This window comes from Aliidongia sp., assembly GCF_035943795.1.
GTDB lineage: Bacteria > Pseudomonadota > Alphaproteobacteria > ATCC43930 > CGMCC-115725 > Aliidongia.
In genome coordinates this window covers 1-21,360 of the sequence record NZ_DASZBY010000075.1, presented here as the reverse complement: position 1 = coordinate 21,360, position 21,360 = coordinate 1, and the positions used below count along the sequence as shown (strand labels likewise).

The 21,360-nt window shown below is 66.7% G+C and carries 22 protein-coding genes; 9 read left to right on the top strand and 13 right to left on the bottom strand.

Annotation, left to right across the window (positions count from 1 at the left end; all coding sequences use genetic code 11):
- The first annotated feature begins 136 nt into the window (after window positions 1-136).
- Window positions 137-892: a hypothetical protein gene (locus tag VGV37_RS13275; protein WP_326880163.1), complete on the top strand. Its 756-nt coding sequence runs from the start codon at window positions 137-139 to the stop codon at window positions 890-892.
- Between the two features lie 67 nt (window positions 893-959).
- Here the strand turns inward: VGV37_RS13275 and VGV37_RS13270 are convergent, their stop codons facing one another.
- The 3 genes from VGV37_RS13270 to VGV37_RS13260 all read right to left on the bottom strand — a co-directional run bounded on the left by VGV37_RS13270 (window position 960) and on the right by VGV37_RS13260 (window position 2,279).
- Complete coding sequence (locus VGV37_RS13270; protein WP_326880162.1) at window positions 960-1,409, bottom strand: MerR family transcriptional regulator; 450 nt, start codon at window positions 1,407-1,409, stop codon at window positions 960-962.
- The gene (locus VGV37_RS13265; RefSeq protein ID WP_326880161.1) at window positions 1,406-1,816 is read right to left on the bottom strand and encodes a nuclear transport factor 2 family protein; all 411 of its coding nucleotides are present in this window, start codon (window positions 1,814-1,816) and stop codon (window positions 1,406-1,408) included. The genes VGV37_RS13270 and VGV37_RS13265 overlap by 4 nt, the downstream gene beginning before the upstream one ends.
- 67 nt (window positions 1,817-1,883) lie before the next feature.
- Entirely contained in the window at window positions 1,884-2,279 is a 396-nt protein-coding gene (locus VGV37_RS13260; RefSeq protein WP_326880160.1) for a GNAT family N-acetyltransferase, read from the bottom strand.
- 91 nt (window positions 2,280-2,370) lie between these two features.
- Here VGV37_RS13260 and VGV37_RS13255 point away from each other — a divergent pair, with 91 nt between their 5' ends.
- The gene (locus VGV37_RS13255; protein WP_326880159.1) at window positions 2,371-3,738 is read left to right on the top strand and encodes a PEP-CTERM sorting domain-containing protein; all 1,368 of its coding nucleotides are present in this window, start codon (window positions 2,371-2,373) and stop codon (window positions 3,736-3,738) included.
- Here the strand turns inward: VGV37_RS13255 and VGV37_RS13250 are convergent.
- On the bottom strand, window positions 3,735-4,667 hold the full coding sequence (locus VGV37_RS13250; protein ID WP_326880158.1) for a LysR family transcriptional regulator: 933 nt from the start codon (window positions 4,665-4,667) through the stop codon (window positions 3,735-3,737). The two genes, VGV37_RS13255 and VGV37_RS13250, sit on opposite strands and share 4 nt — an antisense overlap.
- Before the next feature lie 133 nt (window positions 4,668-4,800).
- Here VGV37_RS13250 and VGV37_RS13245 point away from each other — a divergent pair, with 133 nt between their 5' ends.
- Complete coding sequence (locus VGV37_RS13245) at window positions 4,801-5,721, top strand: alpha/beta hydrolase (RefSeq protein WP_326880157.1); 921 nt, start codon at window positions 4,801-4,803, stop codon at window positions 5,719-5,721.
- 43 nt (window positions 5,722-5,764) lie between these two features.
- On the top strand, window positions 5,765-7,093 hold the full coding sequence (locus tag VGV37_RS13240) for an MFS transporter (RefSeq protein WP_326880156.1): 1,329 nt from the start codon (window positions 5,765-5,767) through the stop codon (window positions 7,091-7,093).
- A 3-nt stretch (window positions 7,094-7,096) separates the two neighbouring features.
- Here VGV37_RS13240 and VGV37_RS13235 read toward each other — a convergent pair whose 3' ends face one another.
- From VGV37_RS13235 to VGV37_RS13210, 6 genes are all read right to left on the bottom strand, one after another.
- Complete coding sequence (locus tag VGV37_RS13235; protein ID WP_326880155.1) at window positions 7,097-9,112, bottom strand: M13 family metallopeptidase; 2,016 nt, start codon at window positions 9,110-9,112, stop codon at window positions 7,097-7,099.
- Between the two features lie 343 nt (window positions 9,113-9,455).
- Entirely contained in the window at window positions 9,456-10,172 is a 717-nt protein-coding gene (locus VGV37_RS13230) for an ABC transporter ATP-binding protein (protein WP_326880154.1), read from the bottom strand.
- Window positions 10,169-10,972: an ABC transporter ATP-binding protein gene (locus tag VGV37_RS13225; protein WP_326880153.1), complete on the bottom strand. Its 804-nt coding sequence runs from the start codon at window positions 10,970-10,972 to the stop codon at window positions 10,169-10,171. Before VGV37_RS13225 ends, VGV37_RS13230 begins: the two co-directional genes overlap by 4 nt.
- Entirely contained in the window at window positions 10,969-11,799 is an 831-nt protein-coding gene (locus tag VGV37_RS13220) for a branched-chain amino acid ABC transporter permease (RefSeq protein WP_326880152.1), read from the bottom strand. The genes VGV37_RS13225 and VGV37_RS13220 overlap by 4 nt, the downstream gene beginning before the upstream one ends.
- A 15-nt stretch (window positions 11,800-11,814) precedes the next feature.
- Complete coding sequence (locus tag VGV37_RS13215) at window positions 11,815-12,717, bottom strand: branched-chain amino acid ABC transporter permease (protein ID WP_326880151.1); 903 nt, start codon at window positions 12,715-12,717, stop codon at window positions 11,815-11,817.
- A gap of 70 nt (window positions 12,718-12,787) precedes the next feature.
- A complete protein-coding gene (locus VGV37_RS13210; RefSeq protein WP_326880150.1) occupies window positions 12,788-13,921 on the bottom strand; it encodes an ABC transporter substrate-binding protein in 1,134 nt (377 codons plus the stop codon).
- Window positions 13,922-14,177: 256 nt separating this feature from the next.
- Between VGV37_RS13210 and VGV37_RS13205 the strand changes: the two genes are divergently transcribed.
- From VGV37_RS13205 to tam, 4 genes are all read left to right on the top strand, one after another.
- Window positions 14,178-14,918 carry an SDR family oxidoreductase gene (locus VGV37_RS13205; RefSeq protein ID WP_326880149.1) on the top strand — a complete coding sequence of 247 codons (741 nt, stop codon included), beginning with the start codon at window positions 14,178-14,180 and terminating at the stop codon, window positions 14,916-14,918.
- A gap of 90 nt (window positions 14,919-15,008) precedes the next feature.
- Window positions 15,009-16,454, top strand: coding sequence for a mannose-1-phosphate guanylyltransferase/mannose-6-phosphate isomerase (locus VGV37_RS13200; RefSeq protein ID WP_326880148.1), 1,446 nt, complete (start codon window positions 15,009-15,011; stop codon window positions 16,452-16,454).
- Window positions 16,455-16,559: 105 nt separating this feature from the next.
- Complete coding sequence (locus VGV37_RS13195) at window positions 16,560-17,516, top strand: alpha/beta hydrolase (RefSeq protein WP_326880147.1); 957 nt, start codon at window positions 16,560-16,562, stop codon at window positions 17,514-17,516.
- A 15-nt stretch (window positions 17,517-17,531) separates the two neighbouring features.
- Window positions 17,532-18,302 (top strand): trans-aconitate 2-methyltransferase, encoded by a 771-nt coding sequence (tam, locus tag VGV37_RS13190; protein WP_326880146.1) that lies wholly within the window; start codon window positions 17,532-17,534, stop codon window positions 18,300-18,302.
- Between the two features lies 1 nt (window position 18,303).
- Here tam and VGV37_RS13185 read toward each other — a convergent pair whose 3' ends face one another.
- The 3 genes from VGV37_RS13185 to VGV37_RS13175 are packed head-to-tail and all read right to left on the bottom strand — an operon-like array spanning window position 18,304 to window position 19,883.
- On the bottom strand, window positions 18,304-18,945 hold the full coding sequence (locus VGV37_RS13185; protein WP_326880145.1) for an HD domain-containing protein: 642 nt from the start codon (window positions 18,943-18,945) through the stop codon (window positions 18,304-18,306).
- Window positions 18,946-18,987: 42 nt separating this feature from the next.
- Complete coding sequence (locus VGV37_RS13180; RefSeq protein ID WP_326880144.1) at window positions 18,988-19,443, bottom strand: carboxymuconolactone decarboxylase family protein; 456 nt, start codon at window positions 19,441-19,443, stop codon at window positions 18,988-18,990.
- A gap of 20 nt (window positions 19,444-19,463) precedes the next feature.
- A complete protein-coding gene (locus tag VGV37_RS13175) occupies window positions 19,464-19,883 on the bottom strand; it encodes a cupin domain-containing protein (protein WP_326880143.1) in 420 nt (139 codons plus the stop codon).
- Window positions 19,884-19,957: 74 nt separating this feature from the next.
- On the opposite strand from VGV37_RS13175, the gene VGV37_RS13170 reads away from it, so the two are divergent.
- On the top strand, window positions 19,958-21,360 hold a 1,403-nt coding region (locus tag VGV37_RS13170), incomplete at its 3' end, for a PLP-dependent aminotransferase family protein (RefSeq protein ID WP_326880142.1).

The window sequence follows — 21,360 nt, the reverse complement described above, 5'->3', positions numbered from 1 at the left end:
GGGTACCAGGCGACAGGGTGCGTCAGGTCTCATCCGATGTCGATGCGGGAGAAAAACTATCGACGGGTTTAGCGATCGCGTCCGAAGATGTATCGCCGTATAGTTGAAGGGTCTTTGAACGGCCATCGGAAAAGAAATGCAAGATCGCTACGCGGGAGACATCGGCGATTATCTCAAGCTCGCCATCTTGCGCTCCATAATGCCCGAACACCGTTTGGGAGTTGCGTGGTGGATGTACCCCGATGAAGGCCACAACGGCGATGGTCGGCATACCGACTATCTGAATCATGCAGAACAGTGGCGCCATTTCGACCCGGAATTGTTCGATAACCTGGGCAGGATCGTTAAGCTCGAAAACCGGCGAGTGTCGGCCCTGCAGGAAGCCGACCTTCTGCCCGGCGCGGTCTATTGTACCGAACAGATCCCGACGGCCGGTCTTCGGATCGAGCGCAGGGCAGCACGTGACGAATGGTTTCAGCGGGTCAAATCTGACCTCGACGACTGCGATCTCTTGTTCCTCGATCCCGACAACGGGCTCGAAACCAAAGGCTTCGATAGCGGTGCGCCGAAAGCGGGCAAGAGCGTCGGCTTGAAGGAACTCCAGGCTTTGCAAAGGCCCGGCCGCACGATCGTCGTCTATCACCATCAAACCCGCATGCGCGGCGGTCATGGATACGAGCGGGCACATTGGGGAAAAAGATTGCGCGAGGCGGGCTTTCTGATCGTGGACGCCCTCAGGGCATCGCCTTTCTCAGCCAGGGCGTTCTTCCTGCTCGATGCTTCGCCACGGATCCGGAAAAATGCGGAACAGCTGGCGGGAAGATGCTCACCTGCCCTCTCATGGTACCCCGGCTTAGGGTTGGCCGAAGACGGAGCACCGTTGTCGGTCTGACGGCTAGCACTGTAGATGCGCGCGATTTGCCAAACCGGCTGCCCGAAGGACGAGAAGGGCGTGCCGCCTAGTCGCTGGCGGCTTTCGGTGTCGGTATCCGTCGGTGAGGTCCGACGGACGGCCGATGCCCGTCGGCGAGCCATTCGTCGTAGAACTCGATCTTGGCGTCGATCAAGGCCAACGCCTCGGTCGACCGGGCGATGGCGTCGCGTACCTGGGCCTGGTGGGCGGCGAGCAGGGCCCGCCGCTCCTTCAGGGTGGTGCTGCCCTGCTTTACCAGCTCGACGTAGGCGCGCATGCCGGCGATCGACATGCCGGTGCTGCGCAGCCGGTCCATGAGATCGAGCCAGCCGACGTGATGCTCGCTATACACCCGTCGCCCGCCGCCATCGCGGACGACGCCCAGCATCAGGCCCTGCGCTTCGTACCAGCGGATGGTGTGGATGCTGCGCCCCGTGCGGCGGGCGACCTCGCCGATCAGCAGGCTGTGCGCCGGGGTGCGCGCGATCGTGCTCATGCCGCGGACGGCGGTGCCAGCGCCGACGCGACCAGGCCCGTATCCAGGTATTCGGTCAGTTCGACGATCTTGCCATCCTCGATGCGGCACACCCAGCAATAGCTGTTGTCGTAGCGCTTGCCCGCCTTCGTCATGACCTCGCCGCGGCATTCGACGACGACGGCGTCGCCTTCGGCAATGATCCGGTGCAGCCGGCTGACGTAACGATCGGCGAATTGGGCGAACAGCGGCGCGATCAAGGTGGTCCGCACCGCCTCCCTGCCGCGATAGGTCCCGGACCACGGCGTGGTGCCCATGATGGTCCAGCAGATGTCGGGCGCCAGGCTGTCCAGAAACCGCATACCATCTCCGGTCGATAGGCCGGCGAAAATATCCTGGAACAGTTGCCTGTTTTCCGTGGCCCCCATGATGCCCCCCTGAAGAAACCGACCGTGTCGCGCCGGCATTTCCGCAGTGGACAGGATAGAGCGCACTCTAGGTCAAGAGCGAATCGCGCCGGACGACGGACAGGTGAAATCGCCGCCGCACCGTGAAGCCGATGTCGCGATAGAGGGCGATCGCCGACGCGTTGTCCTCGAAGACGTGCAGGAGTGGGACGCGGTTCTCGCGGGCCAGGCTGGTCATCAGCATGGCCAGCAGCGTTCGGGCATTGCCCTTGCCACGATGATCCGGATCGACGCAGACGGCGTCACTCAGCTGCAGGACGGTTGGATCCCGCCTGGCCGGCGGGGAGGCGTCGATGGTAGCGGCGAAGGGGGCGACATCGACGGGGCGACGTTGCGCAGCTGCTGCGCCGTCGCCTGGGGCGCGGCGTGCGAGAGTTGAACGGCATGGGGTTGACCGCGGCATCATACGAAAATCGTCTGACAATGCCCTATCTCGATATTTGACTCCCCACCCCGCTCACGGGAATTTCGAGCCCATAAACGGCTGGAAACGAGCCAAGCGGGAGGATTGCGACATGACGGATACTTCGAGATTTCCCATCGTTCTGGCGGCGGCGACCGCATTGCTGGGCCTGGCGGCCGGCCCGGCGCGCGCCGACGATCCGACCGAGATCCTGTTCGTGGGCAACAGCTTCACCCACGGGCGCTACGATCCGGCGCTGAACTACAATGCCGGCCCCGGCAATGCCACCGGCACCAACCAGGTCCACGACCTGCTGTGCCCCAGCCTGCCCTGCACCGGGGCGGAGGGGCCGGCACCGGCCGTGCCGACCTCGGCCAACACGCCGGGCGGGTCGCTGCCGGGGCAACTCGGCTACCTGCAGAACAATCCGTCGTCGCAATATACCGAGGTAGGCCCGTTCGGCGGCGTCGCCGGCATCTTCCTGCAACTGACCAAGGAGGCGGGGCTCAACTACGACGTCTCGCTGGTCGCGGTCAGCAGTGCCACCCTGACCGGCTATGCCAACAATACCGGCAGCGAGGCGGGCGACCTGCCGCTGATCGAAAATTCGAAATACAGCAAGGTCGTGCTGCAGGACCAGAGCTTCCAGCCGCTGCCCTCGACCATCACGGTCAACGGCCAGACCGTGCCGACACGGGGCAAGCCCACCAGCTTCGATTCCGGCGTCAACACGCTGGTCAAGGGCATCGACGCCGCCGACAAGGCGGCCGGCAAGCCCTATGCGGCGATCACGCTGGCCCAGACGCCGCCGCTCGCCTCCTACGGCTATACCAGTACCAATCCCAAGGCGCCGATCTTCGGCACCAGCACGGTCGCCCAGCAAGGCGGCAACAAAGCCTATGCACCCTATGTCGGCGACGCCAATCCGATCGCGGCCATGGCGTCGGACCTGCACGATGCCTACGAAAGCGAGGCCGCCGCGTTCAATGCTGCGAACCCGACCAAGAGCCACGTCGGCGTGGCGCTCGACGGCGACGCCTGGGTGACCGCGATCAACCAGGGCATCGCCCAGCAGGATCCGTTCCTGGCGAACGAGCCGGCCGGCCAGATCGACCTGTGGGACAGCGACCCGCTGCTCGCCTGCTGCACCGTGCCGATCGGCTATCATCCGAGCGTCTATGGCGACTATCTGAACGCGCTCACCCTGTTCGGCCAGATCACCGGCATCGATCCGACCACGGTCACGGCCGAAGTGGATTATGGCAGTCCGCTGTTCCAGACCTCAGCCGCCAACGCGCTCGGCATTTCGGGTGCGATCGCGGACGAACTGGCGGGCGCGGCCGAGGCGACGCTTCGGGCCGATGGCCCGGCCTCGGTCCCGGAGCCGGGCTCGGTCGTGCTGCTCGTGACCGGGCTGGCCGGGTTCGGGGCCTATCGTTTCCGGCAGGGACGGGACCGCGGCGCGCCGGCGACCGCCTAGGAAGCGGAGGCGGTGGCTTGCCGGCGCGCCTCGGCGATGAAGGCAAGCACGGCCGGCCGGGCCTCGTCGGCCCGGTGCATCAGGGTGATCGGCGCGCGCAACAAGGCGCGCGCCGCGGCGGGGGCGTCCAGATGGGCATAGACCACGCCCTGGCCGCCGACCTGGCGCATGGATTCCGGGACGCAGGATATGCCGATGCCGGCTGCGACCAGGTTGAGGTTGGTCAGCATGCGCCCGACCTCGGCGGTCACCCGCGGCTCGAACCCGCACAGGCGGCAAGCCTCGACGATATTGGCATAGAGGCCCGGGGCGGCCCGGCGGCGCACCAGGATGAAATCCTGATCGGCGAGCGCCGCGAGCGCGATCCGGCCCACCCCGTCGCGGCCCCGGCGCACCGGCAGACGATGGTCGGCGGGCAGGGCGGCCAGCAGCATCTCCGTGCCCAGGTCGACGAAGGCCAGGGTCGGTGGCCGCGCGACCGGCGCGCGCATCAGCCCGAAAGCCAGCCGGCCGGCCAACACCGCCTCGGTCAGTTCGGCGGCGTTGCTCTCGTGCAGGTCGTAGGAGATTGCCGGATGGCTGTCGCGAAACGCGCGCAGCAGGCGCGGCACCAGCGGATGCAGGGCTGCCGACGTGGTCAGGCCGCCGGCCAGTTCGCCCTCCTCGCCGGCCGCGACCCGTCGGGCTCGACGGCCGGCCCGGTCGGCTGCATCGAGCAGGGCGCGGGCATCCTCCAGCAGCGCCTCGCCGGCCGGAGTCAGCGCCACACCCTTCGGCAGCCGGTCGAACAGGCGCGTGTCCAGGTCCTGCTCCAGGGCGCGGATCTGCTGGCTCAACGGCGGCTGCGCCATGCCCAGGCGGGCGGCAGCCCGCGTAATGTGCCGCTCCTCGGCGACGGCGACGAAATAGCGCAAACGGTGCAGGTCCATGGGCCGGTCCAGACGGATTTCATATGGATAGGGATGATCGCGTGAGACTATCGTATGGCGTATACGGTCGCTTTGGCGAGGCTGTCGTCAGACGTTTTTCGTTTGGCGCCGCTCATCGATCGTCTTTTACAGAATGAATGCGACACGCCACCCTGCCGCCATGGACGAGCGTCAACCGAACCAGTTCGCCGTGGCCGAGATCGCGCCATACCGTCTCGACCTGGGCGAGGCAGGTATCCTGCCGCTCTGCCTCAGCGAGGATTGGCAGCGGCCGCTGCCGCACATCCAGGGCGTGCTGGTCATGCTGCATGGCCGGCTGCGCGATGCGACGGTCTATTACCGCACGGCCCTGGCCGCGGTCGGCGCGCGGCCGGGCTGGCTGGTGGTGGTGCCGCAGTTCCTGGCCGAGGTCGATATCGCCGCCCACGGCCTGCCGGCGCGCATGCTGCGCTGGAGCCTGACCGGCTGGATGGGCGGGGATGCGGCGCAGGGACCGGCGGGCACCAGCGCGTTCGCCGTGCTCGATGCGCTGCTCGCCCGGCTGACCGACCGCCTGTCGGGGTTGCGCCGCCTGGTGGTCGCCGGCCATTCGGGCGGTGCCCAGATCGTGCAGCGCTATGCCCTGCTGGGCACGGACCGGCCCAATACGCATTATGTCGTGGCCAACCCGTCGAGCTACGCATTCCTCGACCGCGACCGGCCGCAGCCGACGGACGGGTGCCCGGATTTCGACCGTTGGCGCTATGGTCTGGCCGACCTGCCGGCCTATGCCGGCGCCTGGACCCGCGAGGCGCTGGCCGCCCGCTATGCCCGGCGTCGCGTCACCTACCTGCTGGGTGCCGAGGATACCGATCCGGCCCACCCGGCGTTGGACGTTTCGTGTGCCGCGCGTTGCCAGGGGCCGCATCGGCGGGCCCGGGGCGAGGCGTTCCATGCCGCGCTCCTGGCCCGCTTCCCGGACTGCGCGCATCCGCTGCGCCTGGTGCCGGGCGTGAGCCATGACGGGGCGGCGATCTTCACCGCCGCCGCCGGCCTCGCGGCGCTGTTCGGTTGACGAAAAACATGGCCGACAAGGCCAGCAGGTCGGGGGATTGAACATGACGGCTCCAGCACAACGGATCGGCCTGGCCACGCCGGGCTTGCGGCGGGCGGTCGTGGCCTCCGTCATCGGCAACGGCCTGGAATGGTTCGATTTCCTGTCCTACGCCTATTTCGCTTCGACCATCGCGCGCGTGTTCTTTCCGTTGGACGATCATACCGCCTCGCTGCTGCTGACCCTGGGCGTGTTCGCCGCCGGCTTCATCGTGCGGCCGATCGGCGGCGTGCTGCTGGGGCTCTATGCCGACCGGGCCGGTCGCAAGCGGGCTTTGACCCTGCTGATCGCCCTGATGGCGGCCGGCACTCTGCTGATCGCGGTCACGCCAGCCTATGCCACCATCGGCCTCGCGGCACCGGCGCTGGTGATCCTCGCGCGGCTGATCCAGGGCCTGTCCGTCGGCGGCGAATTCGGCAGTGCGGCCGCCCTGCTGACCGAATATGCGCCGCCGGGGCGCCGCATGTTCTACGGCAGCTTCCAGATGGCATCCCAGGGCGTGGCGCTGCTGCTCGCCTCGGGCTTCGGCTATGTCCTGACCAAGGCGCTCGACGCTCAGGCGCTGCAGGACTGGGGCTGGCGCGTCCCGTTCCTGTTCGGCGCATTGATCGGGCCGGTGGGGGTCTACATCCGGCACAATGTCGGCGAGTCGCCGGAATTCCTGGCGCTGCAGGCCGCGCGGGCGGCGGCGATCGACCGGGCGCCACGCGTGCCGCTGTCGCCGTCGGCGGTGATCTGCGGCATCGGCGTGATCGCGGTCGGGACCGCGCTCAACTACCTATGGCACAGCTACACGCCGACCTACGTGGTCGAGCAGCTGCACCTGCCGATCTCGGCCGCCCTGGGCGGCTCGACCCTGGCCGGGCTGATCGCCATCGTGGCCTATCCGCTGTCCGGCTGGCTGGCCGACCGGGTCGGCGCATTCCGCCTGTTCTTCCCGGCGGTGATCGGCTTCGCGCTGGCGGCCTATCCGCTCTATGCCTATGTCGCGACCACGCCCTCGGTCGAGCGGCTGCTGACCGCGCAGATCATCTCGACCCTGTTCCTCAGCCTGATGTCGGGACCGCATCCGGGCATGCTGGCGGCCCTGTTCCCGACGGCGAACCGGTCGACTGGCATCGCACTGTCCTACAACATCGCCGTCACCCTGTTCGGCGGTCTCGCTCCGGTTACCGTGACCTGGCTGATCGCGGTCAGCGGCAGTGCCATGATGCCGGCCTACTACCAGATCATGGCGGCGGTCCTGTCGCTCATCCTGGTCGCTGCCACGCGATCGATCGGCGGGATCTACGGCGCGGACGCGGAGCGGAACCCGGTCGCCCGCGCGGGGTGACCGCTACCAGACCCGGCAGCTCTTCACCGGCGCCATCGGCGTGCCCGGCTTGCAGGCGAAGGCCTTGGCGAATTCCGGCATGTTGGCCACGACCCCATTGACCCGGAACGCGGCGGTCGAATGCGGGTCGGTCAGGGCCTGGAGCCGGGACGAAGCCGGAGTCTGGTTCGTGCACCAGCTCTGGGCATAGGCCAGGAAGAAGCGCTGGTCGGGCGTGTAGCCGTCGATCCTGGCCGTCTTGCCGGTGGCTGCCAGCGCCTTGCGCAGCGCCATCAGGGCGAGGCGCGTGCCGCCATTGTCGGCGGTGTTCTCGCCCAGGGTCAGGTGGCCGTCGAGCTTGACCCCCGGCACCGGGCTGAAGCCCGAATATTCCCGGGCGATGCATTCCGACCTCGTGTGGTAGTTCCGGGCATCCTCGCGGGTCCACCACGAGGCCAGGTTGCCGTCGGCGTCGAACAGGCGGCCACTGTCATCGAAACCGTGGGTCATCTCGTGGCCGATGGTGGCGCCGATCGCGCCGTAATTGATCGCATCGTCCCAGCGGGCGTCGAAATTCGGCGGCTGCAGGATGCCCGCCGGAAAGTTGATGTCGTTGCGCTGGTCGTCGTAATAGGCGTTGACCGTGGGCGGCGACATGTACCATTCGCCCTTGTCGACCGGCTTGTCGATCTTGGCCAGTTGCCGGCGGAACTCGAAGGCGGCGGCGCGGAAGCGGTTGCCCAGCGCGTCGCCGCGGTCGATCCCGAGTGCCGAATAATCGCGCCACCGGTCGGGATAGCCGATCTTCTCGGCCATGACCTGCAGCTTGTGCAGCGCCTTGCGCTTGGTCTCCGCCCCCATCCAGCCCAAGCCGGCGATATCCTGGGCGAACGCGGCCTTCAGGTTCCTGACCAGCGCCAGGATGCGCGCCTTGGCCACGGGGCCGAAGGCATCCTCGACGTAGATCCGGCCCAGGTCCTCGCCCAGGTCGCTGTCGGTGAAGGTCACGCAGCGCTTCCAGCGCGGTCGCAGTTCCTTCGCGCCAGCCAGGGTGCGGCCGTAGAAATCGAAACGCTCGGCGACGAACTTGGCCGGCAGCATGTCGGCGGCATGGGCCAGCAGATGGGCGGTCAGATAGACCTTCAGGTCTTCGAGCGAGGTCGCCGCCAGCAGCTTGCCGACCGCGCCGAAGAAGCCCGGGACCACGACGTTCAGACTCTCGAACCGGGGCGCGTCGATGCCGGCCAGATAGGCGGTCCAGTCGAAGCCGGGCGCCAGCCGGTCGAGATCGCCGCGCGGCAGCTTGTGGTAGATCGCACTCGGGTCGCGCCGGCGCACGGTCGACAGCGAGGCCTGGGCCAGCGCGGTCTCGATCGCCATCACGGTCTGGGCGTCGCGCGTCGCCTGGGTTGCGGGCTCGCCCAGCAGTTCGAACAGCCGTTCGGTATGGGCGACATAGGCGGCGCGGGTCTGTTCGGCCTCCTTGCCCTTCTTCAGATAATAGTCCCGATTGGGCAGGCCCAGCCCACCCTGGTCGGCTTCGGCGATCACCTTGGTGGCGTCGCGGTAATCCTGGTCCGAACCGAAAGAGAACAGCACGTCGGTGCCAACCAGATGCAGATGGGCGACGAGCGGCGCCAGGTCCTTCTTGTCGGTCACGGCGGCGATGCGGTCGAGTTCGGGCCGCAGCGGCTCGATGCCTTTGGCCTCGATCACGCCCTCGTCCATGCAGGCAGCCCAATAATCGCCGATCCGCCGCGTCGCCTCGGTCGGCGTGGCCGCCGCCCGCTCCAGGATCTGGCGCAGCTTCGCCCGGTTGGTCTCGACCAGCGCCGAATCCGCGTCCCAGGAAGTCTGGTCCGGCGGGATCGGGTTCGCCTTCAGCCAGCCGTTGCAGGCATGGGCATAGAAATCCTGGCACGGCGCCGCCGCCGGATCGATCGCGCTTACCAGCAACCCATCAGCCGCCGTCTGCGCCTGCGCCGTGGAGCAGAGGCCGGCCGCGAGGATCAGGATCGGCAGGAGGAGCGAACGACGCATGCGGGGCTTTCGGGGGAAGGGAGTGGGAAGGAAAGGGAGAACGGCTCTGTAGCCGTGCGGTCGAGCTGAGCCATCTTGATCGTCATGGCCGGCTCGACCCGGCCATCCACGCCTCTCATCCAATCAGGCCACGGATATCGCGCCATCCAGGGTTTCCGGTGAAGAACAACCTGACTCTCCGCTTGCTTTGTAGGCCATGCCGAGACCTAAACGATCGGCATCAGAAGACTATTGGCGAAGGGGGGTGCTGCAATTCCCGCGTGGATCCCCGGGTCAAGCCCGGGGATGACGAAAAATTGTGAGATCGCCGGGTTTTGCGTGGGGATACTTTGTGCATCCCGCCTCACGCCGCTCCCAGATAAGCCGCGATCACCTCCGGGTTGTTCGCGATCTCGTGCGCCGGACCCTGCAGCTTGATGCGGCCGGTTTCCAGCACGTAGGCATGGTCCGACACTTCCAGCGCGGCCTGGGCGTTCTGTTCGACCAGCAGGATCGTGCGGCGTTCGGCCTTCAACGCGCGGATGATCGCGAAAATCTCTTCGATGAACAGCGGCGCCAGGCCCATCGAGGGCTCGTCGAGCAGCAGGAGCTTGGGTTCGGCCATCAGCGCGCGGCCCATGGCCAGCATCTGCTGTTCGCCGCCCGACAGCAGGCCGGCCAACTGTTGCAGCCGTTCGCCGAGGCGGGGGAAGCGGTCGAGCACGCCCTGGCGGCGACGGGCGATCTCGGCGCCGTCATCCACCAAGTAGGCGCCCATGCGCAGGTTTTCCTCGATCGTCATGTTGGCGAAGACTTGGCGGCCCTCGGGCACTTGGACGATGCCGGCGCGGGCGATCCGGTAGGCCGATTGCCCGGCCATCTCGGTGCCGGCGAATTTGACCGAGCCGGCGCGGGCCTTCAGCAGGCCGGACAGGCCGCGCAGGGTCGTGGTCTTGCCGGCGCCGTTGGCGCCGATCAGCGAGACGACGGCACCTTCGGGCACGTCCAGGTCGATCGCCTTGACCGCGTCGGTCCTGCCGTAGCCGAGTGTCAGGCCGCGGACTTCGAGCGCGGCGCTCATGCCGTGCCTCCCTTCAGCTTCTCGGCGACCTTGGCGCCCAGGTAGGCCTCGATTACGGCTGGATCCTCGCGGATCTCACGCGGGCTGCCCTCGGCGATTTTGCGACCGAAGTTCAAGACCGTGATCCGGTCGCACAGGCTCATGACGAAATGCATGTCATGCTCGACCAGCAACAAGGTCAGGCCACCCTGCTTCAGGCGGTTGAGCAATCCCACCAGATCCTGGGTCTCGGCCGGGTTCATGCCGGCCGCCGGCTCGTCGAGCAGCAGCAGCTTGGGCTCGGAGCCGAGCGCGCGGGCGATCTCCAGCCGGCGCTGGTCGCCATACGGCAGGTCGCCGGCGCGCCGATCGGCCGAGGCTGCGAGACCGACGAACTCCAGCAACTCGTCGGCGCGGACCTTGGCCGCCTGCTCCTCGGGGCGGAACCGACCGAGGCGGCCCAGGATTTCGGGGACGGAGGCTTGCAGCCGCGATTGCATCCCGGTCATCACGTTCTCGCGCACGGTCATTTCCTGGAACATGCGGATGTTCTGGAACGTGCGCGACAGGCCGGCGCGGGTGCGCTTCCAGCTGGGCAGCCCGTCGAGCGCCGTGCCGGCCAGGCTCACATGGCCGGAGGTCGGCGGGATCAGGCCGGAGATCAGGTTGAAGCAGGTCGTTTTGCCGGCGCCATTGGGACCGATCAGCCCATGGACGGTACCGGGCTCGACCGTGAAGCTGACGTGATCGACCGCGACCAGGCCGCGGAAGCGGACGGTCAGGTCCTGGACGTCGAGCAGGGTGGGGGCCACGGCGCTCATCCGACCCGCCCGATGCGCCAGACCAGCAGCCCGCGCGGCATGAACAGCACGGCGATGACGATGATCAGGCCGTTCACAACCAGCTTGAAATCATGCAAGGCGGTCAGCAGTTCGGGCAGCACGGTCAGGATGATCGCGCCCAGCACCGGGCCGAACGGCGAGCCGATGCCGCCCAGGAGCGCGAAGGACAGGATCGTCACCGCCTGGTCGAAACCATAGTCGTTCGGGCCGATGAAGCTGTTGGCATGGGCATTGAGCGCGCCGGCGAGCCCGGCCAGCATGGCCGACACGACCAGCGCGCCCAGCTTCATGGCCGGCAGGTTGACACCCATCACGCCCGCCGCGACCTCGTCCTCGCGCATCGCCTCCATGGCGCGGCCAAGCTTGGAGCGCGCCACCATCACGAAGCCCAGCAGTGCCAAGGCCAACAGGCCGAAGATGAGGCCGAAGCTGGTCTTGTTCGGAATGCCGGACAAGCCCAGCGCGCCGCCGGTGAGATCGGACGCGTTGCAGAAGATGCGCAGGATTTCGCCCAGCGCGATGGTCGCCAGCGCCAGGTAGACACCGGTCAGCTTCAGCGTCGGGCCGCCGATCAGCAGGGCGGCCAGCGCCGGCACCACCATGGCGGCCAGCAGCACGGCCACGAACGGCCAGTGCGCGTCCAGGGTCAGCAGGGTCGAGACATAGGCGCCGAGGCCCATGAACGCCGCCTGGCCGACCGACAATTGCCCGACCGCCAGCACTGTATACATCGAGAGCGCCAGCAGCCCGTTGATGCCGACCGCGAAGATCAGGCTCTGGTACGAGAAGAAGAAGCTGTCGAACATGAAATCTCCCTCCGGTCAGGCGCGCTTGACCGGCGCGCGGCCGAACAGGCCGACCGGGCGGAACCACAGCGTGGCGACCAGCAGGATGAAGCCCACCGAGTCCTTGATGTTCGACGAGATGAAGCCGGCGGTCAGCACCTCGAGCACGCCGATCACGATGCCGGCGATCAGCGCGCCCTTGATGTCGCCCAGCCCGCCGATGATGATGACGGCGAAGCCCTTCAGCATCATGGTCTCGCCCATGTAGGGCTGAATCGCATTGAAATTGAGCCCGATCAGCACGCCGGCCGTGCTGCCGAGCGCGCCCGAGATGAACGAGACCATGCGCACGACGGCGTCGGTGTTGACACCCATCAACTGCGCCGCCTCGCCGTTCTCGGCCAGCGCGCGCATCGAGAGGCCGAAGCGCGTGCCGCGGATCAGCGCCAGCAGTGCCGCTACGATCAGCACGGTCGTGACCATGATCAGGATCTGCGACAGATTCACCCGCACGGTGCCGAAGGTATAGGCGGCATGGCTGATGACGGCGGGCGGCAGGCGGCGGATTTCCGTGCCGAAGCTGGCGGTCATCAGCGAATAGAGCAGCAGGGTGGCGCCCAGCGTCACCATCAGCGAGGCCAATTCCGGCGCCTTCTTGCGCCGGAGCGGCGTCAGCAGCGCCGCGTCGAACAGGATCGCGATCAGGCCGGTCAGCACGGCCGCCCCCGGCAGCGCCGCCCAGATCGGCAGGGCCAGCAACTTGGTGCCGTAGAGCGCCAGGAACGCGCCGGTGGTGAAATAGAAGCCGTAGGTCAGGTTGATCACGCCCAGCACGCCGAACATCAGCGTGAAGCCGAGGGCGAACAGCGCGTAGGTCGAGCCCAGAACGAGGCCGTTCAGGAGCTGCTGGGGAAGCTGCTGGAGTATCTGCGCGAACATGAAAGGTGCCGGTCCAAACGAAGGATCGGCGGAGCCCCGGGGGCTCCGCCGATCTTCCGACGCTAGGAGTTTACTTCAGGATCTGGAACTTGCCGCCCTTCATCTCCAGCACCACGACGCCCGACGAATCGGCCGGATCGCGGTCGGCGGTGAAGGAGAACGGACCCATGACGCCGCTGTACTTGGTCGCCTGCAGCGCCGTCTTGATCTTTTCCGGATCGGCGGCACCGGCCTTATCGATGGCGTTGGCGACGATGTGCAGCGTGTCGTAGGCCTGGGCCGAGAACTGGTCCGGGTCATCCTTGTACTTGGCGCGATAGTCGGCCACGAACTTGGTGTTGGCCGGATCGGCCTTGGCGATGAACCAGGGGCTGCCGACCAGGGTGCCGTCGGCGGCCTCACCGGCAATGTCGCCCAGTTTCGGCGAATTGAAGCCGTTGCCGCCGATGAAGCGGACCTTCTCGTCGAAGCCCAGCGAGCGCGCGTCCAGCAGGATGCCCGAGGCCGGCTCGACCAGGGCCGAGACGACGACGGCATCGGGGTTCAGGCTCTTGATCTTGGTCAGCTGGGCTGAGAAATCGCTGTCCTTCGACCCGAAGGTCTCGGTCGTCAGCGTCTGGATGCCCAGCTTTTCCAGGCTGGCCTTGAACACGTCGTAGCCCGACTTCGAGAAGGCATCGTCGTTCGCGTACATGACCGCGACCTTCTTGATGCCGAACTTGGTCTGGGCCGCCTTCAGGGTCACCGGGATGACGTCGCTCTCGGGCAGCGAGGTGCGGAAGACATAGGGGCCGATCGCGGTGATACCTGCCGCCGTGGTCGAGGTGCCGACGATCGGAATCTTCTGCTCGTTCGCGACCGGGCCGGCGGCGAACATCTCGTTCGACAGCGTCGGACCCAGCAGCAGCGGCACCTTGCCGATGCCGATCAGCTTGCGCGTGGCATTGACCGCCTGGTCCTTGTTGCCGGCGGAATCCTCGTACTGGATGACCAGCTTCTTGCCACCCAGGATGCCGGTCTTGTTGACCTCTTCCAGGGCGAGGTCGAAGCCGTTCTTGATCGCGACGCCATAGCGGCTGTTCGGACCGGTCAGGATTTCGACGGCGCCGATGGTAACGTCCTCGGCCTTGGCCGGTGCGGTCCAGATCGCGGCCGCGGTCGCGAGCGGCAGTAGGGCCAAGGTGGCGAGTGTCCGTTTTTTCATCGGCAGGTTCCCCCTTTTCGAAAGTTGCGTATCGCGTGTCTGGTCTCGGAGCCGTCTTGGCCGACGGCCCTCGTTCGGGGCGCACCTTAGCCGAGGGATCGCGTGGCGGCAAACAGGGATGACGAGAGGGCAAGGCGGCCGGCCGGCGGGTGTGCCAACTCATACGAATGTTCCGGCGGCCCCTTGGCGATCGACCCTGCGGCCCGATACGATGGTCGGATTGCCGGCAACCGGCATCATACGGGAGGAGACGACAGTGACTGAACGACTAGCCGGCAAACGGGCGCTCGTGACCGCCGCGGCGCAGGGCATCGGCCGGGCCTCGGCGCTCGCCTTCGCCCGCGAGGGCGCCCGTGTGATCGCGACCGACATCAACGAGGCGGCGCTCGCCGACCTGGCCGGCATTTCCGGCATCGAGACCCGCCGCCTCGACGTGCGCGACGACCGGGCGATCAAGGAACTGGTCGGCGAGATCGGCATCGTCGACGTGTTGCTGAACGCGGCCGGCTACGTCCACCACGGCACCGTGCTCGAATGTTCCGACGAGGACTGGGACTTCAGCTTCGACCTCAACATCCGCAGCATGTTCCGCATGATCCGCGCCGTGCTGCCGGGCATGCTGGAGCAGGGCAAGGGCTCGATCGTCAACATCGCGTCCGGCGCCTCGTCGGTGCGCGGCATCCCGAACCGCTTCGTCTATGGCACGACCAAGGCGGCGGTGGTCGGCTTGACCAAATCGGTCGCGGCCGACTTCATTCGCAAGGGTGTGCGCTGCAACGCGATCGCGCCCGGCACGATCGCGACGCCGTCGCTCGACGACCGGATCAACGCATTCGACGACCCGATCGCCGCCCGCAAGGCGTTCATCGATCGCCAGCCGATGGGGCGCCTGGGCGAGGCCGAGGAGGTGGCGGCGGCCGTGCTCTACCTGGCCAGCGACGAGGCGGCCTTCACGACCGGCACGATTATGCTGGTGGATGGTGGTTTCGCGTTGTAACTGGCGCGCTATAAGATAGGAAGCCTGGGTGCTGCCCTTCGGGAGCGGCGCCCACGCTTCGAACCACCCGATGCCGAGGATGCGAAGACCGTGCCCGATCTGAAGCCAGCGACCGCCAAGCGCCTCATCCACCCGGTCATCCTGTCCGGCGGCTCGGGGACGAGGCTGTGGCCGATGTCGCGCGCGGCCTTCCCGAAACAGCTGCAGCCACTGTTGAGCGAGCGCAGCCTGCTGCAGGATTCGGTGACCCGCGTGCTGCAGGCCCATCGCTTCGCCGCCCCGATCATCCTGGCGAACGAAGAGCATCGCTTCATCATCGCCGAGCAGCTGCGCCAGATCGACGTCAAGCCGCAGACGATCATGCTGGAGCCGATCGCGCGCAACACGGCACCGGCGGCGGCGGCGGCGGCCTTGTGGCTGGGCCAGCGCGAACCGGACGCGCTGATGCTGATCATGCCGTCGGATCATGCGATCGCCGACCATCCGGCCTTCCTGAACGCGATCGAGATCGGGGCCCAGGCCGCGGCGTCAGGCAAGCTCGTCACCTTCGGCATCCAGGCCGACCGGCCCGAGACCGGCTATGGCTATATCCGCCGCGCCGGCCCGATCGGCACGGCCGGCGCCTTCGAGGTTGCGGCCTTCGTCGAGAAGCCGGACCGGGCGCGGGCGGAGGAATATCTGGCGTCGGGCGACTATACCTGGAACAGCGGCATCTTCCTGTTCCCGGTGCGCACCTACCTGGCTGAGTTCAAAGCCCGCATGCCCGACAGCTATGCTGCGGTCGAGGCGGCGGTGGCCGGCGAAAAGGGCGATCTCGATTTCCACCGGCTCGACGCCGCGGCTTTCGCCCGGGCCGAGAACCAGTCGATCGACTATGCGGTCATGGAGCATACGGCCAATGCCGCCGTGGTGCCGGTTGCGATGGGGTGGAACGATGTCGGTGCCTGGGATGCGCTGTGGGACATCTCGCCCAAGACCGGCGACGGCATGGTCCAGATCGGCGACGTGACGGCAGTCGATTGCCGCAATTCCTATCTCCGGACCGAGGAACGGCTGCTGGCTGCGGTCGGGGTCGAGGACCTGATCGTGGTCGCGACCGCGGACGCGGTGCTGGTGGCGCCCAAGTCGCGCGCCCAGGACGTGAAGAAACTGATCGACCGGATGAAGCTCGACAAGCGCGACGAGCTGACCCACCTGCCGACCGTGCACCGGCCCTGGGGCACCTACCGCTCGATCCACAACGGCGACCGGGTGCAGGTCAAGCACATCATGGTCAAGCCCGGCGGCAAGCTGTCGCTGCAGATGCACCACCATCGCGCGGAGCATTGGATCGTCGTCTCCGGTACCGCCAAGATCGTGCGCGGCGAGGAAGAGCTGATGCTGACGGAGAACCAGTCGACCTACATCCCGCTCGGCACCTTGCACCGCCTGGAAAACCCCGGCCGCATCCCGCTGCACCTGATCGAGGTGCAGTCCGGCAGCTATCTGGGCGAGGACGATATCGTCCGGTTCGAGGACACCTACGGGCGGACGTGAACATCGAATTCTCCCGATAAACGGAAGAGTGACTCGAATTTGAGCCTCTAACCATTTTCGTCAGGAATAATTATTTCCGAGGAAGCCCAACTTCAGGAGCTTCCCATGAAAACTCTCGCCCCGATCGCCGCCGCGCTCGTGCTGGCGCTGTCCGGACCAGCCGTCGCGGCACCGAAGGAGCCCGTGATGACGAGCGCGTATCGCACCGTCCAGGTCGACGGCCTGTCGATCTTCTACCGCGAGGCCGGGCCGCGCGACGCGCCGACCATCCTGCTGCTCCACGGCTTTCCGTCCTCCTCGCGCATGTATCAGCCGCTGCTCGACCGGCTGGCCGATCGCTATCATCTCGTGGCGCCGGACTTTCCGGGCTTCGGCCACAGCGACGCGCCGGCGCCGTCGGATTTCGCCTACAGCTTTGATCACCTGGCCGCGGTGATGGATGATTTCACCCAGGCGCTCGGCCTGCGGCACTACGTGCTGTTCGTCCAGGATTACGGCGGTCCGGTGGGATTCCGGCTCGCGCTCGCCCATCCGGAACGGGTCCAGGCCCTGGTGGTGCAGAACGCGGTCGCCCATGACGAGGGCTTGGGTCCGCTCTGGACGGCGCGGCGCGCCTATTGGGCCGACCGGCCGGCGAACGAGGCGGCTCTGCGCGCCAACCTCCTGTCCTTCGAGGCGACGCGGCAGCGCCATATCGGCACCAGCCCGCACCCGGAACGCTATGACCCCGACCTCTGGACCGACGAATTCGCCTTCCTCAGCCGTCCCGGCCAGATCGATATCCAGAGCGACCTGTTCTACGATTACCGGACCAACGTCGCCTCCTATCCGAAATGGCAGGCATGGCTGCGCGCGACGCAGCCGGCGACTCTCGTGGTGTGGGGCCGCTACGATCCGTCCTTTGCCGTCGCCGGGGCGGAGGCCTATCGTCGCGATGTGCCCGATGCCGAGGTCCATCTGCTCGATGCCGGTCATTTCGCGCTCGACGAGGCACCGGGCGAGATCGCGGCGCTGACCGCCCGGTTCCTCGCCGCGAAAGGCATCGGTCCCGCCGCGAGGTAATTCCAGGAGTCCCCGATGAGCTGGTCCGCCGCCCAATACACCAAGTTCGAAGACGAACGGAACCGCCCGATCCAGGACCTGCTGGCGCGCATTCCGGGCAGCGATGCGGGCCGCGCGGCGGACCTTGGCTGCGGTCCGGGCAACTCGACCGAACTGCTGCAGGCCCGGTTTCCGGGCGCCGCCATCGCCGGCATGGATAGTTCGGCCGACATGATCGCGGCGGCACGCAAGCGCCTGCCCGGCGTCGATTTCGAGGTCGACGACATCGCCTCCTGGCGCAATCCGGGGCCGTTCGACGTGATCCTGTCCAACGCCGCCCTGCAATGGGTGCCGGACCACGCGGCGCTGCTGCCGGCGCTCATCGGCAAGCTGGCTCCGGGCGGCCACCTCGCGGTGCAGATGCCGGACAATCTGGAGGAACCGGCGCACCGCCTGATGCGCGCGGTCGCGGCGGACGGGCCGTGGACGCCCAAGCTCGTGGATGCCGCCAACGCGCGGGCGCCGCGGCACGAGGTGGACTGGTACTATCGCGAACTGCGCGCGACCGGCGCCAAGGTCGATATCTGGCGCACGACCTATTACCACCCGCTGGCCGGCGGCGGCGGCGCGATCGTCGAATGGTTCAAGGGCACCGGCTTGCGCCCATTCCTGGGTCCGCTCGACGAAGCCGAGCGCGCAGGCTTTCTCGTCCGATATCAGGCCGCAGTCGCCGAGGCCTATCCGACCTACCCGGACGGCACCGCGCTGTTGCCGTTCCCCCGACTGTTCTTCGTCGCCACCCGCTGAGCTACTCGAATTTCGACGCAAGGATGATGCTGCACATATCGACCCGCCGGAAGTTCGGATCCTTGAATGCCAGGACGTCGTCGTTGAAAGTTCCGAAGGTGCTGTCGGGACGATGCTTCATGCCCTGATAGAATGCGTCGATGATCCCATGCTTGAAGTCGTCGCCGCGGGGGAAGGCGGCGATGACGGCCTGACGCTGTTCGTCCGGAAACTGGTCATAGCCGCGGCCGGTCACGTCCATGCCGGCTCCCGCTTGCACCAGCGCAGTCTCGGGACGCATGTGCTGGGGTATGCCCGGCGTCGTGTGGAAAGCGACGGCGTTCCAGACCGTCTCGATATCGCGTTCGGAAATGCCGTGCCCCTGTAGAAATTCACGGGCAGCATTCGCGCCATCCACTTCGAAGCGGAGCTGGCTGCCCTCATAGCGTGTCGTGAGGCCGATGTCGTGGAACATGGCGGCCGTGTAGAGCAGTTCCGGATCGAAGCTCAGCTTCCTCCGGTTTCCCGTCAAGGCGCCCCAGAAATATACCCGGACCGAGTGATGGAAGAGCAGATCGCCCTCGATGTCGCGAATGAACTGGGTGACTTCGCGCGCGATTTTAGTGTCGGGGATGCGCACTCCCGATATCTGTTCGTGCATCATGGCGCTTCCTCATCGTTGACCCGAGCTCGCCGCAGCGCGGGCTCAATTCTCCAGGACGGCCTGCGGCGTGTTCCGGAAGCTGATGGCCATGCGATTGTAGGTATTCATCAGGCCGATCGCGATCGTGAGGTCGACGAGTTGCTTCTCATCGAAAACGGCCCGCGCGGCTTCGTAGGCGCTATCCGGCACGCGGGTCTCGGCGACACGCGTCACACTCTCTGCCCAGGCAAGCGCGGCACGTTCGGTCGCGCTGAAGAGACTGCCGCCTTCCTCCCAAGCCTGCACCAGCGCCAGCTTCTCGACCTTCACCCCTCTCTTGAGGAGGTCGCGAGTGTGCATGTCGAGACAATAGGCGCAGTTGTTGATCTGCGAGACCCGCAGATAGACGAGATCCACCAGTTCGCCCGGTAGGCCGCTCTGCACGACATAGCCGTAAACGCTGCCGAGGGCCTTGGCCCCGTTGGGTGCGATCTGGTTGTAATCGAGTCGCCTGGTCATCGTTCTGATCCTTTCGGGGTTCACTTGATGGGGGTGACGAGCGCCTTGTCGTCGGAATCGACGACGAAGACTGCGAGCAACTTCGCTGGCCTGGTCCTGCTCGCGTTGCGGCTGATCGAGTGGCGCGCGTTGGGCGGTTCGGACCAGCTCTCGCCGGCATGGTAGATGCGGGTTTCGCCGTCGTTCACTTTCGACTCGATCTCACCCGAGACCACGTAGGCGTAGATGAAGGCGGACTTGGCGTGGGTATGCGGCGGCGAAGCTGCATCCGGCGCATAGTCGACTTCCAGAACGACGAGCGACTTGCCGGGAATGTTCGGGATCGCTTGGTCGAACCTGGGTGTGACCGTTTCGGCTCGACCGTCATGGGCTGAAGCGGACCCCGCGACGGCAAAGGCGAGGGCGGCGCCGGTGGCAGCGAGGATGGTGTGGACCTTCATGGACTTTCTCCTTCCGTGAGGCTAAAGATGCCCTGTGCTGGGCTAGAAAAAAGTATCAAGAATACGAAGAAATCATGCACCACGGCAGCGTGAACAGGCCGCTGAATCTGAACCTCGATCGTACGGCAAAGGTCCCTTTGGCCGAGCAGATCCGACGAGGGGTGACGGCGGCCATCGAGGGCGGGGTGCTGGGGCCCGGCGCGCGCTTACCTTCATGGCAGGATCTCGCTGCCCAACTGGGTGTTGCGCGCGGTACCGTGCGGACGGCATACGAGAAACTGGCCGCCGCCCAGTTGATCGAGGCCTCGCGGGCGACGGGCACGCGCGTGGCACAACGTCCTCGAGCCGTCGTAAGGAGCGAACCGCCGCCGGATGCGGGCTCGTTCATGGAGATCTATCGGGAGATGACGCAGGGACCTGCGCTCTTCCAGATGGGTGTGCCGGCAACCGAGACCTTTCCGGCGACATTGCTGGCCCGCATCCGCGCGCACGCGGTCCGTGCCGAGGCGACCGCTCCCCCCATCTATCCCGATCCTCGCGGCGAACTGGATCTGCGGCGAGAAATCGCTGGCTATCTCGCGGTGGCGCGCGGCATCACTTGCTCGCCCGCGCAGATCCTCGTTACGGGAGGATTCAGCGCAGGGCTCGGTCTGGCGCTCACCGTTCTCGGCCTGAGCGGACATACCGCCTGGGTCGAGAATCCTGGATTCCCGTTCGCCAGGAAGGGGCTCGAGCTCGCACGCATGTCCCTGGCACCGATCCCGGTCGATGCCGACGGCATCGATGTCGATCATGGCCTGCGCCACCATCCCGACGCGAAGCTCGTCGTCGTCACGCCCGGTCAACAGGCGCCGCTCGGCTCCACCCTGTCACTCGAGCGGCGCTTCCGTCTGCTCGAATGGGCGGCCGCGAACCAGGTCTGGGTGATCGAAGACGACTATCTGAGCGAGCTGCAACTCATGGGCAGGGCCGCCCCGGCGCTCGCGTCGCTCGACCGGGACGGTCGCGTCATTCACATCGGCTCGTTCAGCAAGACGATCAGTCCGACGGTTCGGCTCGGCTTTCTGATCGCACCGATCGAACTGATCTCCCGGTTCGCGGAGGTGGCAGCGTGCCTCGCGCCGCCGCCCGGTCCCGCAGTGCAGCTCGCAACAGCCGAGTTCATGCACGAAGGCCACTATATGCGCCATCTCCGGCGCACCAAGCGCGCCTATGCCGCCAAGCGGCAGGCACTGCTGGATTGCCTTCAGGCATCCGTCGGCGTCGATCGCGTTGCAGCCCCCGGCTTGGCCGTGCTCCTGAAATTGCCGAGGGGAACGCCGGATATAGCCATCGTGCGTGAAGTGTCGGCGTTCGGGATGTCTCCGGCGCCGCTGTCTGCCTGGTACGTGTCGCCTGATGGCGCCCAGTCCGGGCTTCTGCTCGGTGTCGCGACCACGCCGGCGAGGAACCTCGCCCGATCCTGCGATCGGCTCTT